The organism is Candidatus Nanopelagicales bacterium, from assembly GCA_037045355.1.
In the GTDB taxonomy this organism is placed as follows: domain Bacteria; phylum Actinomycetota; class Actinomycetes; order S36-B12.
Genome location: JBAOHO010000001.1, coordinates 1 through 12820 on the forward strand (window position 1 = coordinate 1; position 12820 = coordinate 12820).

Annotated in this window: 12 protein-coding genes; 9 read left to right on the plus strand and 3 right to left on the minus strand. The window is 63.7% G+C overall.

The features are described from left to right. Positions 1-254 precede the first annotated feature (254 nt). From V9E98_00005 to V9E98_00015, 3 genes are all read right to left on the minus strand, one after another. Entirely contained in the window at positions 255-746 is a 492-nt protein-coding gene (locus V9E98_00005) for a hypothetical protein (GenBank protein ID MEI2715394.1), read from the minus strand. Continuing rightward, positions 743-1699, minus strand: coding sequence for a hypothetical protein (locus tag V9E98_00010; protein ID MEI2715395.1), 957 nt, complete (start codon positions 1697-1699; stop codon positions 743-745). Before V9E98_00010 ends, V9E98_00005 begins: the two co-directional genes overlap by 4 nt. 379 nt (positions 1700-2078) lie before the next feature. Next, positions 2079-2267 (minus strand): hypothetical protein, encoded by a 189-nt coding sequence (locus V9E98_00015; GenBank protein MEI2715396.1) that lies wholly within the window; start codon positions 2265-2267, stop codon positions 2079-2081. Between the two features lie 1505 nt (positions 2268-3772). Between V9E98_00015 and V9E98_00020 the strand changes: the two genes are divergently transcribed. The 9 genes from V9E98_00020 to V9E98_00060 all read left to right on the plus strand — a co-directional run. After that, positions 3773-4108 carry a hypothetical protein gene (locus V9E98_00020; GenBank protein MEI2715397.1) on the plus strand — a complete coding sequence of 112 codons (336 nt, stop codon included), beginning with the start codon at positions 3773-3775 and terminating at the stop codon, positions 4106-4108. Between the two features lie 38 nt (positions 4109-4146). Then, entirely contained in the window at positions 4147-5556 is a 1410-nt protein-coding gene (locus V9E98_00025; protein MEI2715398.1) for a site-specific DNA-methyltransferase, read from the plus strand. Then, on the plus strand, positions 5538-5753 hold the full coding sequence (locus V9E98_00030; GenBank protein MEI2715399.1) for a hypothetical protein: 216 nt from the start codon (positions 5538-5540) through the stop codon (positions 5751-5753). The genes V9E98_00025 and V9E98_00030 overlap by 19 nt, the downstream gene beginning before the upstream one ends. A gap of 28 nt (positions 5754-5781) precedes the next feature. After that, a complete protein-coding gene (locus tag V9E98_00035; protein ID MEI2715400.1) occupies positions 5782-7311 on the plus strand; it encodes a site-specific DNA-methyltransferase in 1530 nt (509 codons plus the stop codon). Then, positions 7308-9875, plus strand: a complete 2568-nt coding sequence (locus V9E98_00040; protein ID MEI2715401.1) for a DEAD/DEAH box helicase family protein — start codon at positions 7308-7310, stop codon at positions 9873-9875. The genes V9E98_00035 and V9E98_00040 overlap by 4 nt, the downstream gene beginning before the upstream one ends. Positions 9876-9899: 24 nt before the next feature. Then, entirely contained in the window at positions 9900-10703 is an 804-nt protein-coding gene (locus V9E98_00045; protein MEI2715402.1) for a GAF domain-containing protein, read from the plus strand. A 67-nt stretch (positions 10704-10770) separates the two neighbouring features. Continuing rightward, positions 10771-10962, plus strand: coding sequence for a hypothetical protein (locus V9E98_00050; protein MEI2715403.1), 192 nt, complete (start codon positions 10771-10773; stop codon positions 10960-10962). A gap of 285 nt (positions 10963-11247) precedes the next feature. Beyond that, positions 11248-12414: an IS30 family transposase gene (locus V9E98_00055; protein ID MEI2715404.1), complete on the plus strand. Its 1167-nt coding sequence runs from the start codon at positions 11248-11250 to the stop codon at positions 12412-12414. A gap of 145 nt (positions 12415-12559) precedes the next feature. Continuing rightward, a partial coding sequence (locus V9E98_00060) for a hypothetical protein (GenBank protein MEI2715405.1) occupies positions 12560-12820 on the plus strand: 261 nt, incomplete at its 3' end.

Sequence of the window (12820 nt, forward strand, 5' to 3'; positions counted from 1 at the left end):
TTCTCTTCGTGTTCGGCTGACAAGCAGTGAACAGAATGGGCTCAGTGCCATCAAGAAGCCTTCGTACATCTTGCAGGCTTCTGCCCACAACAATGGATCAATTGATCTGATTGCGCGAAGATTCGTTCCGATGTCTTCCGTATCTACAGATACATGGAAACCACATGTGTAGTTAGTTATGGACTTTGTGGTTTTCTCTGTTTCTAGTAGATCGTATATGGTTCGCATCTGCTGTTCGATTGAGTCTCCACTCATCATTGGAGATATGAGTTCACCTGGATATAGCGCACCCGAACCGCTAACGGATCCATCTGATACCTTTCTCCAGTGAATGTCCATGGTGTGCAGGACGTATGGCTTTCCTGCATCCATGCATTCAAGTTCGCATCCAGTGAACCTGCGAGTGAACCGTGATTCTTTGCCATCGATAATTGCAGGATGGCGACGGCGAGCGTTTGGAATGCGTAGCCGCGGACGCGGCGGCGGGCGGGTTCCTCCGTGTTCTCCTCGGTGCGGGACTTGGTGAACCCGTTGAACCCCTCGATGGTGTTCCGGAGCGTCCCGTAGACGGCTTGCCATTCCGGGGACTTGTAGCGGAGGTCCTGGAAGTACTTGGCGATGTTGCTGTTGCCTGCGTGCCGCGGTGCGATGGGGATGGTGATGCTGGTGCTGTTGGTGCAGCAGACGTCGGGGTCTGTGGGCGGGTTGAGGATGCGGGTGCGGGTTGTCGGCAGTCCGAGGTTCACCGGGGCGCCGGTGGTCTGGGCGAGGGGGCAGGTGGCGGTGGCGCCGGGGCCGCGGGCGGGGCACATCCAGGCGGTGTTCCCGTCCGGGGTGGGGGCGTGTTTGGGCCGGAACGCGTAGCGGGCGCGTTGCGCGATACGGGCGTCGTACACGTCGTCGGTCGATGGTGTGTGCGCGGTCGGTCGATGGTGGCGTCGATGAGGGGTTGCGGCATTGATGGGCAGTACCAGTTGCCCTCGACGAGGATTGCGCCGCCGTATTCGGCTTGGATGCCGAGTTGGTCGTCGCGGTAGTCGCTGCACAGGGTGTATCCGAGTGCGCGGGCTGGGAGTTGCAGTTTCTCGGGTTTGGCGCCGGGCAGGTAGGCACGGTCGGCGGCGAGTGTCCCGGCAGGGTGGCCGCGTTCGTTGAGGGATTGCAGCAGGGTGGTGGCGTTCTCGCCGATGTTCTGCGCCGGTTTGTCCACGGTCATCGCGAGAACGAGGAGGGGAAAGTCGGCGGGCTGCCCGGGGTCGCTGGCGGTCATCACCGCAAGGTGCGCCTCGTAGCCGAAGTACGACTCGTTCCTGTTCGTGGTCGGGTCCTGACGTACGTACCATCCGGCGACAGTTTCCGGACTCATCTTGTCGTCGCTGCTGTCCTTGTTCGGTTTGGGTTTCGGGTGGCCCGCGTTTCCCCCAGGTGCGTACCAGCGTCGCGTCGATGCACACGTTCCCGTTCCAGCGGGACACGAACATCGTGCGGGACGAGCCGCGCGGATGCCTCCAACAGGGCTGTCGGTGACGTGCTGCACCCGCTTGACGCGGTGGGCGACGGTCTGCGGGTCAAGGTTGGCCAGCAGCGTCTCCCGTTCGGTGCGGGTGACGCGCCGTCCAGGTGTCGGGTACGGCTCAATCACGTTCAGCATCCACTGGATACGCCGGTACACCCGGTGGTAGAACGCGTCGTCGGTCACGGCCTCTCGCGCCCTGGGCAGGCCGAGGAGGTCACGGGCCGGGGTGTGGAGCCGCTTGTGCAGCGCCTCGGCGACGCGGCTGACGCGAGCGGCGGCTCCCCGGACACCGCCAACGCGACCAGCACCACGAGAACGGGCCGGACGTCCACGGTGCCGGGCCTGCCGCCCCGGGTCTGCCCAATCCGGATGGTCATCCCGATACCACTGCTCCCACTGGGCCACCAGACCGGATCGCGTCCACCAGGGCGGCAGCGCCCCGGACAACCCGGTCGGACAGGTAGCCGCCGCCGGGACTCCGGCGGTTCACCATCGACCGGCAGGCACAGCAGATCAGCCAACGCCACACCAAGGTCGTCGGCAGTGTTCTGCTGGGCTGCTGTCAGTCACGGCTGGCTCGGCACCGCCCGTCGCCGTCGCGGAACGCCGCCCGGTACACCTTGACGTCCGCGTCCGGAACGAACCGCAGATAGCGGTTCAGGGCCTCCAACGAGTCCACCCCTGCGGCCTGCATCAGGGCCTTAACCGGGCTACCCGCGGCAAGGTGTCCGACAATCCAGGTGACCCGCATCCGTTGCAGGCTGGGGTGCACCCTGGCCGATGTTCGTCTGCCCGCACGAAGTTCGCCGACGAGTGTTCTTGTGTGAGTTCTTGCGGCGGGGCCCACCGAACACATACAGGTCGGGGCGCATCGCCGCATCCGCCACGTCGATGAGTACCGACTCCCACTCCGCCAGGACGGGCACCAGCCGGGCACGGCGTCCCGACGACCTCCACGAGCACCCCGTCGGCGTCACACGTGCAGATGCACCGCATGCGCAAGTCCGCGACCTCCGCCGCGGACAGCCCCGCACCGAGCCCCAGCGCCAGCAGAACGTGGCAGTTGCACCGACCTGGTACTGAGTGATCTGACCAGCTGCCCACGACCGCAACGCCGACACTGCTCACGTCGCCGTGTACGGCGGAAGCGGGTGCGCGGCCCACGTCGGAGCGGAGCCTGACCGGCTGCGAACCGGGCGGCATCAACTCGTCCGACATCCGCAGCAGCAGGGAGCGGGCGTTCGCCGCTGTCGGGCGGCTCCAATCCGGACAGCCATGCGTCGATGAACTCCGCGATGACGTCCGGGTGAAACACGACACCGCGTTCCAACGGCAGACCGGCGGTGCACGCCAACACCAGCGGACGTGCCGCGAGCAGACTCTCAGGAGCACCCGAGGGGCGTAAGGAATCCTGCCCATGCAGTCAGCGACCGCGGCCCGTACGAACTCGGTGAATGGCAGCCCAGTCCTCCGGCGGGAGTTCCGGGGTGTAGTCGGCGATGTGCGGTGGCCACAGCATCCCCCTCAACACTGCTGTTGGTTGTTACCACCATTGTTGCTTCCGGCGACCAAAATTGGAAGCCCGTCCCCGCAGCCGTCCGTAACAACCACCAGCCGAGGCCGACGCCCTACGCTGGACGTATGCCCAGACCCCACCGCCCCGCCCCCGCGGACAGCGTGGACAACTGGCCCAACACCCCCAGCGCCACCCCCGAGGTCGAAACCGCCCGACACGTCGCCCTCAACCTCCGAGCCGCCCTCGACGGCATCAGCCTCCGCCAAGCCAACCGGGCCTACCGGCGTCGACCACACCACCATCGCCGCCATCCTCAACGGCACCGTCTGGCCCGACCTCCACACCCTCGCCCGCCTCGAACACGGACTCCACACCCGCGCTCTGGCCCGCGAGCACGACCCGGAACGCCCGGCGAACCGTAACGCCCGCCGCACCTCCCGCGACAACCGACCAGCCACCACACCTGCTCCTGTTCCCGACCCCACTCAGGGCCGCACAGAAGAAATGGGTCTCCGGACGCGCCAACCTAACACTCCGAGGTACGGCACATACGTCTAACAGGTCGTTATAGTCCCCCTATGGCAGGCGATCAGCCCGAATCAGTGCCTGAAACCGCATCGCCGGACATCTCGCTCCGGGGTACGAACGTACCCTGGAAAGAGTGTCGGTGTACCCCTGACACTGCCGTTCGGGCACTGTGCGACGCGTGCCAGAAACACCGTAAGGCCGTCATCAACAGGATGAAGCAGCGCACCAGACGCGCCCGGAAAGCCAAACGCGACTACACGCCGGGCACGATCACCCTCACCCCCGACCAGGCCCAACAGATCGTCGGGGCGCTCGCCGAGATCAACACCATGCAACTCGCCGTCCTAGACCGGGTTGCCCTCTCCGGGAACCCGCTACGCCCCGACACCGCAGCCCTATTCCGGGCCATCGCTGAACTCCGAGCCGCGATCCAACCCACACTCGCGACCGCCGAAGAGGAACGCATTGAACTGAAACGGCCACGCAACTGGAAAGAAGCCCAAGCCCGCATCCGCACCGACCTTGACCAAACCCACCAGCACGTCTGAAACACTGCCAACAGCCCGACCGACGAAGGGGGAACTCGGTGAAACCACGCCTGGAACTGGTGTGGCCCGGCAAAGACCAGTTCCTCCTCACACCAGCCGACCAGACCGGGAAACCCGTTTGGGTGCCCCACGATCACCCGGCAGCCCGCGAAGTCCGCACCGCTGACTGGCAAAGCGCCCACGGCGAAGTGAACCCCGACGACCCGTACAGCGACAACCTCCTGTTCGTCGGCGACAGCCTCGACGTGCTCCGCGTACTGTGCGAGGTGCCCGAGTACCGGCGGCACTACCGCGGCAAAGTCAAGTTGATCTACATTGATCCGCCGTTCAACACCGGCCAAACCTTTGAGCATTACGACGACTGGATGGAACACTCCACCTGGCTGTCGTTTATCCGCGACCGGCTCGTGCTGATGAAAGAACTCCTCGCCCCCGACGGCAGCATCTGGGTACACCTGGACGACGCCGAACAGCACCGGATGCGCTGCCTCCTAGACGAAGTGTTCGGCGAGAGCAATTTCGTTGCCACCGTTGTCTGGCAGAAGATTCACGCGCGCAACAACTCGGCGATGCATTTCTCGGCGGATCACGATTTCATTCACATCTACGCGCGTAACGCACAGGCTTGGCGACCCGGCAGACTGCCGCGAACGGGGAAGAGCGACGCAGATTTCTGGAACCCTGACGATGACCCCAGAGGTCTCTGGCGACGAAGTGACCTGACCGCGTCCAAGCCGTACGCCGATGGGCACTACGCAGTAACCGGGCCTCACGGAGATGCGTTCACACCCCGGCCAGGTAGGCCGTGGGCTGTGTCCGAGGAGAACTTTGAGGCACTACGGGCGGACGACCGGATCTGGTGGGGCAAGACAGGCCGCACATTCCCGTTCCGCAAACGATTCAAGTCCGAACTCGGCGACCTTGTCCCCAACACAGTCTGGTTGCACGAAGACGTCGGCAACAACCGCGAAGCGAAAGGGGAACTGTCCAAACTGTTCGGCAAGGACGCGTTCTCGACCCCAAAGCCAGAACGCCTCCTCCAACGCATCATCCACGTGGCGACCAACCCTGGGGACATCGTGGTGGACGTGTTCGCCGGGTCGGGAACCACCGCCGCCGTGGCTCACAAGATGTGCCGCCGCTGGATAACGGCGGAACTCTCCCCCAAGACCGTGGAAGCGTTCACCGAAGCGCGACTCGTCAAGGTCGTAGAAGGAGACGATCTCGGCGGAATCACCACAGACCAGAACTGGCAGGGCGGCGGCGGGTTCCGCACCGTCTCTATCGGCCCCAACCTCTACGCCGACACGCCATATGGAACGCTGCTCGCCGAGACCGGAACCGGGGAACGGTTCGCCAGGGCGATGGCGGGCAACTCGGATTCGACTATCAACCGGACTCGGCTCCGCTCTGCGGTCAGCGAGGCCGGATGCGGCTCGCCGTCGTAGAAGGCGCCGTTGGCCCCGAAGAAGTCACTGAACTCCTAGCGTGCCTGAACGACAACGAACGGCTCACCATCGTCGCCCTGGGCATCCTCCCCGGAACCGAAGAACACCTCGCCCAGTTGTCTCGCGGTTCCCGCATCCTCAAAGCGCCACGCGACGTCCTCAACCACCGGAGGCGACGCCGGAACGACAACCTCTGAAACGTAGGGGCCGCCGATATGCGACCCCGTGACTCCCAACGGCTCCCCACGGCAACCCGTCCGACCCCGGCCACGCCTGGAACTCGTCTGGCCCGGCAAAGACCAGTTCCTCCTCACCCCCAGCGACGACAACGGCAAGCCCGTCTGGGTTGAACCCGACCATCCAGCCGCCCACGAGGTTCGCATCTCCGACCTCACCGGCGCATACGGGGCCGTCAACGACACCGACCCGTACGCCGACAGTCTGCTGTTCATCGGTGACGGCCTGGACGTCCTCCGTATCCTCACCGAGGTGCCCGAATACCGGCGGCACTACCGCGGCAAAGTCAAACTCATCTACATCGATCCACCGTTCAATACCGGCCAGACGTTCACCCACTACGACGACTGGATGGAACACTCCACCTGGCTGTCATTTATGCGCGATCGGCTCATCCTGGCGAAGGAACTCCTGGCACCGGACGGTTCCATCTGGGTGCACCTCGACGAAAGGGAAAGCCACCGGATGCGCTGTTTGATGGACGAAGTATTCGGTAGTGCTGCCTACGTCGGGACGGTTCTTTGGCGGAAGAAGTACAAGGCCGGTAACAGTCTGGGGCTATCCACCGTCCACAATCCGATCCTTGTCTACGGGCGGCAGAGCCGTTGGCGTCGATCCAATGGCCTACCACCTGGTGCGGCGCAGATGGAGAAGTACAAGAACCCTGACGACGACCCCCGAGGGCGTTGGAGGATGACACACGCAGGAGACAAGACCTACCTTGTCGACCTACTCAACAAGGGGGCAATGCCGACCACCTGGTGGGACTACGACGACTCGGGGCATACCGAGACGGGAACGAACGAGAGTGAGGCCCTGTTTGGGGAGGCGTTCTCTACCCCCAAGCCCGAGCGCCTAATGGAACGCGTCATTCACGTCGCTACGAATCCTGGGGACACTGTGATTGACGTATTCGGAGGGTCTGGGACGACCGCTGCGGTGGCGCACAAGATGGGCCGCCGGTGGGTAACGGCAGAGATTCTGCCGGACACGGTTGCCCAGTTCACGGAGCCGCGTCTGCGGATGGTGGTGGACGGGGAGCATGGCGGCATCTCGGAGAGGGTCGGCTGGTCTGGCGGGGGCGGGTTCCGCACCGTGACGGTTGGGCCGTCTATGTACGAGGCGACGCCATACGGCGTGATGCTGGCCGGATGGGCGACGAACGGCCGGTTTGCCCGCGCTGTCGCCGGACAGTTGGGTTTCACTTTCCAGTCGGACGCGGCACCGTTCTGCGGCCAGCGGGGCCGGATGCGTCTGGCGGTGCTGGACGGTGCCGTCGGCCCGGAGGAAGTGCGGGAGATTGTGGGTGCCCTCGGGGAGCGGGAGCGGGTCACGATCGTGGCGAAGGTGGTGCTGCCGGACGCCGAGCAGGTGCTGAAACGGCTGTCGGCTGGCTCGGTGATTCGGAAGGCGCCGCGTGACGTGTTGGAGGCGCGTCGCCGCCGACGCAGGACGACGGTACCCGCCGATACTGTTGAGCAACGTGCAGCCGACCTGAGCGGGGGTGAACAGCAGTGAGCATCGTGGAGTATGACGGGGCTGCGGTTGCTGAGATCGCCACCTACCTGGATATGCGGAAGCCGAACGCTGCCGCCCTGGACAAGATCGCCCAAGCGTTGAACGAGCGGGAACCCGGCGCTGAGATCGTCGCTGATCTCGCCACCGGTGTTGGGAAGACATACATCGCGGGAGGGCTACTGGACTACCTGTACGAGCAGGGAGTCCGCAACGTTGTCATCATCACGCCGGGTTCCACGATTCAGCGGAAGACGATCGCGAACCTCACCCCCGGGAACCGCAAATACCTACAGGGTTTGAAGTGCGAGCCGGAGGTCATCACGCTGGATGACCTGGAACGGGGCGCTGTCGCACAGGCTCTGGACAACCCCGACCAAATGAAGGTTGTTGTCCTGACGGTGCAGTCGCTGCTGCGACCCAACACGAAGGACAACCGGCGGGCCTACCTAGAACACGAAACGCTCAGTATCTCTCTGTCGGACTACCTCAAAGGCGTGGACGACCTGGTTGTGATTGCCGACGAGCACCACATCTACTTCAACAAGACGGCCAAACAGTTCCGTAAGGCAATCGAGGGGTTGCACCCGGCCGCTTTGATCGGCCTGACAGCGACACCTCATTCATCCACCGGCCCGGCGAACATCGTGTACCAGTACCCACTCGCGGAAGCGATCGCCGACGGGTTCGTGAAGATACCCGTCCTCGTGGCGCGGCAGGACAGGAAATCTGACCTGAGGACACAAATGGCTGACGGTGTTTCGCTGCTCCACGCGAAAGAAAACGCGATGCGGCTCTACTGCCAAGACACCGGTAGGCAGAAAGACTACGTGCAGCCGGTGATGTTCGTCGTCGCGTCCAGCATTGACGAGGCGAACCAGATCGCGACAATGCTCGCCGGATCCGACTACCTCGGCAGCCCCGACAGTGTTCTCCTCGTCACCTCTGAGGAGCCGGACACAATCACGAAGCAACTAGACGAACTGGAACACCCGGACTCTCCAATCCGGGCCGTCGTCTCCGTTCAGATGCTCGGCATCGGCTGGGACGTCAAGAACGTGTACGTCGTCGCCGCAGTCAGGGCGCTGGAATCTGAACTGCTGACCGAGCAGATACTCGGACGCGGACTGCGGCTGCCGTTCGGGCGGCGCACCGGCATCCCGATGCTGGACACCGTCGAAGTCCTGTCCCACCACGCGTTCGCCGAACTGTTGAAACAAGCGAAGGTGCTCCTCGCGCAGACCCTCGGGGACCGGGCTGAGGAAGCGACCGGGAACGCGTCCGTGACCGACGGTGTGCGTGGCCAAGACGTGAACCTTGACCAGCCTGAACTCCCCACACCCGTCGTGGACGATCCGAACGTAACCATCAGTGTGTCCCTGCCGGGCCGGGCCGGTGCCGCCGACCAAGGCCCGGACCTGTTCAACCAGGACACCTGGGACGAAGACGCAGACGACACAGCCGACCACCAGGTCATCGGACTCTCAACCGTGGACGCCCGCCTCACCGAAGGTGAACGCACCAAGGAAACCCTGGCGACCCCCCTCAAACCGAGAACCCCAAACGGCACCCACCTGCCGCTCCACCTCCCGAAAGTCACCTACAAGACCGTCCGGCCCGTGTTCTCCCTCGCCACAATCGATCTGAACGCCGTGGAAGCCCGGGGTGCCATGTTCGCCAACGACAACGCCCCCACCCTGCAACGGAAAGTCGTGAATGCCCACCGGGACGACAGCGGCGACATCGCAGTGACCATCAGCGACGCCCAAGACGCCGTCGTGGCAGCCACCCTCCCCATCCCGTTCAACGAGATCGAAAGTGACCTGGTCGGACGACTGTTACGAACCAACGCCTTCCCGCAGTCCACCACCGAACTGAACGCCGCCATCGAAATCGCCCGCGCATTCCTCAAAGGCGCACAGGTGACGAATGAAACCCCGTGGCGACCCGAGCACGGACGGCTCGCGACCGAAAGCCTCGCCAACTACCTCGCCCAGAAGGAGAGCGAACTGGACGTCAAGATCGTGGCCGAAGTGGCGCTTACTCGCTGGCCAGACCCGCCCGAGGTCACCCAGGGCCAACCACCCGCCGACAGGCAACAGATCACCCACAGTCACGACTTCCAGCGCAGTTACCCCTACACCGGTTGGAACAAGTCGTTCTACCCGGTAGTCGCGTTCGACTCCTACTCCGCTGAGTTCCGGCTCGCCGAACGCCTAGAAGCCAGCCCGAACGTCAAAGCGTGGCAACGCATCAACTGGAACGTCCCCCTGGCCATCACCTACCGGTTCAACGACGGCAACAAGACCTACATCCCTGACTTCATCGTCGTGGAAGACGACGGCACCACCGAAGGTCGCTACTGGATCGTGGAAGGCAAAGCGAACAAGGACTTGATGGACCCGATCGTGATCGCCAAACGCGAAGCCGCGAAGCGCTGGGTGGACGCGGTAAACGCCTCCGCAGACGTGCCCACAAAGTGGGGATACCTGCTCGCCAGCGAAAGCGTCATCGCGAACGCACACGACTGGAACGGCCTGAAGGTGGCCGGGACGGTACACCAGTGAGCCACCTACCGGGGATGGTCGTGCATGGCGAGGAGTGAACGCCCGCTGACTGAATCACTAGTCGGCCTGGCGATATCCACCCAAGGACGAAAGCCCTCGTTCTGGATATCCGTAGTCAGCGTTCTCGCCGCTGGCGGGGGCGCAGTGCTAATGACTCTGGGGCTTGACGCCTCAACGGCGCCGAACTGGTGGCTTGCAGGCCCGGGCGTCGCCCTTGCCCTACTTGCGATCCTCCTTCAGGTACTGAAGGAATGGGGTGCCTACCTACGCACGGAACTGGACAAGGAAGCGGACACAGGCACGATCATCACCATCAAGAATGCCCTCCATCCCGTCGTGGAGGCCGTCGCAATTCTGACGCAGGCACAAGACCCCGCTGACAAACCGAAGTTCCTCCAAAGAATCGCGGACCATATCTGCCAGGCACTGCTGCTGATGTTCAACGAGATCACTGAAGTGCGCGCGGTGTTGTACCGACAAGAGGGAAGCGCACTCAAACCCGTTACCTACGCGGGACGAGGCAGAACGCCGCGTGATTTCAAGGCAACCGACCCAAGGGGCCGGAAGGCGCTCGCTATGGTCCGTAAGCGAGATCACGTGTACGTCCCCGACATCGACGATGCAAACCCCGATCTCTATGGCGGAACTGGATCGGGATACCGCTGCTTCATCTCCGTAAGCGTTCAGACGCCGGAGAAGACCTACGGAATGCTCACCGTAGACACGCCAGAGTTGGACGCCTTCGACCCGGTGGTGGACGTTGAGACCGTGAAACTACTGGCGGATCTAGCAGCGGTCGCGATGGCGATCGAAGAACTCGACCACTAGTGGAATTGGCGATGACATATCTCTGTGCAATCCTGAACGAAGCCGATAACAACGCTGAGGAGGACAGATGACAAGCAAAGCCCAGTGGGAAGCGCTCACTGCGCTCCTGCCTGACCTCAGTGACCCCGCCACTCGTGAGCGCATTTGGCAGGCGGCGGCCCAGGAAGCAGAACGTGATGCATCCAAGCGCCGCGCCCGCCGCGCCCGGGCTATGGTGCGACGTCGCGAGGAGCGGAGAAGGAAAGTGGCGGTGGCCTAACCGGTCTCCCGCGCCAGCCATTCGCTCGTATGGGATTTTGCATCGTAATCCGAAGGATTCCAATGCCGTAAGCATGCCCACAACCCCTGGTCAGAGGGTTACGCAAACAGCCCACCAGTGAGAACCTCCCTTCGGGGAGGTTCTCGTGTTCCGGGGGCCACCAGCCTGTCTCCCGCGAGTGCGACATCGTTGCTGGTTTTCGGCGCGCGGGTTGCAAGTGGTCGGGGCAACAGTCCAGCGTGAAGGTGGGTGTGTTGCATGCCGGGGTTTCGCACTACGCGGCGGATGGAAGACAGGTTCTGGGCCCAGTACTCGGGTGGGGTCGGGCTTGAGCAGGCTGCGGCGGTAGCCGGCGTGTCGTGGGGCACGGCGAAGGGGTGGCTGCGTAAGCGTGGCGGGGTGAAACCTACACCGAGTTCTGATGGCAATGCTCTGAGCCTGGACGAGCGGATTCGTATCCAGGCCGGGGTGATGGCTGGGGAGTCGAATGCCGAGATCGCCCGGCAGATCGGCCGGCACCGTTCGACGGTCGGTGAGGAGTTGAAACGCAACGGGTGGGCCTCGGCGCGGGGGCCGGCCAATCAGCGCCGGTCGTACAACGCGTTGAGCGCGCAGCGGCGTGCTGATGAGCAACGGCGACGCCCGAAACCACGCAAACTGGATGTGAATCCGACATTGCACGACGAGGTGCAGGACAAACTGGATCTGGACTGGAGCCCCGAGCAGATCACCCGATGGCTGCACCGGATCCATGGGAAGGATCCCGAGATGACGATCAGCCACGAGGCGATCTACCAGTGCATCTACGTCAACAGCGCCGGGGGGCTGCGCCGGGCACTGACCGCCCGGCTGCGCACCGGGCGCAAGCTACGCAAACCGCGGCGGCGCCCGCAGGAACGCCGCGGCAAAATCCCGGACATGCCCAGCATCGTGGAACGCCCCGACGAGGCATGGGGCCGGGCGGTCCCCGGGTACTGGGAAGGAGACCTGATCATGGGAGCGGACAACGCGACCGCGATCGGCACCCTGGTCGATCGGTGCAGTCGCACCATCAAACTGCTGCACCTACCCGATGGCCACAGCCCCGAGCAGGTCCGCGACCAGATGATCGCCGCGGTCGCCGGGATGCCAGAGGCCCTGAAACTCAGCATCACCTGGGACCAGGGCATCGAGATGCACCAGCACCGCGCGATCACCGAAGCCACCGGCGTCCAGATCTACTTCTGTGACCCCCACAGCCCCTGGCAGCGCCCCACCAACGAGAACACCAACGGGCTGCTACGCCAGTACTTCCCCAAAGGCACCGACCTGTCGGTCCACTCACGCGCCGACCTCGACCACGTCGAATGGCTACTCAACGGCCGACCCCGCAAGTCCCTAGACTGGCTCACACCAGACGAGTACCTCAAACAGGTACTCGAAGAAGACATCACTGTTGCGCTGACCGAATGAATCCGCCGGCGCCGAAACCGACAACGACGCAACACTCGTGGGCGCCGGGGCGCAACAACGTCACACTCGCGCGTGTAACGGTTTCACCCCGCCGAATCGCGCGAGTCCCGTTTACAGATGCGTGTCCCGTTCACAAGATGACTAGATGCGCGTTAAACCAACTGCTCTCGTCGGCATCGGCATCTGGATCCTGTACGTGGCGATCATCACCACGGTCTCCAAGATCAACGGTGTTCCCTACGACGAGATCGGTGACTCCACATCGAACCTTCTGCGTGGCGCCGTCGTGTCGCTTGTGATCGGCGGCCTCATCATCGCCGGGTTGTCGGCGTGGATGGGCTGGTTCGGTGCGGCCATGCGCGACCAGCACCGCATCCGCGCGTGGTGGATGCTGATCGGCGCGGCG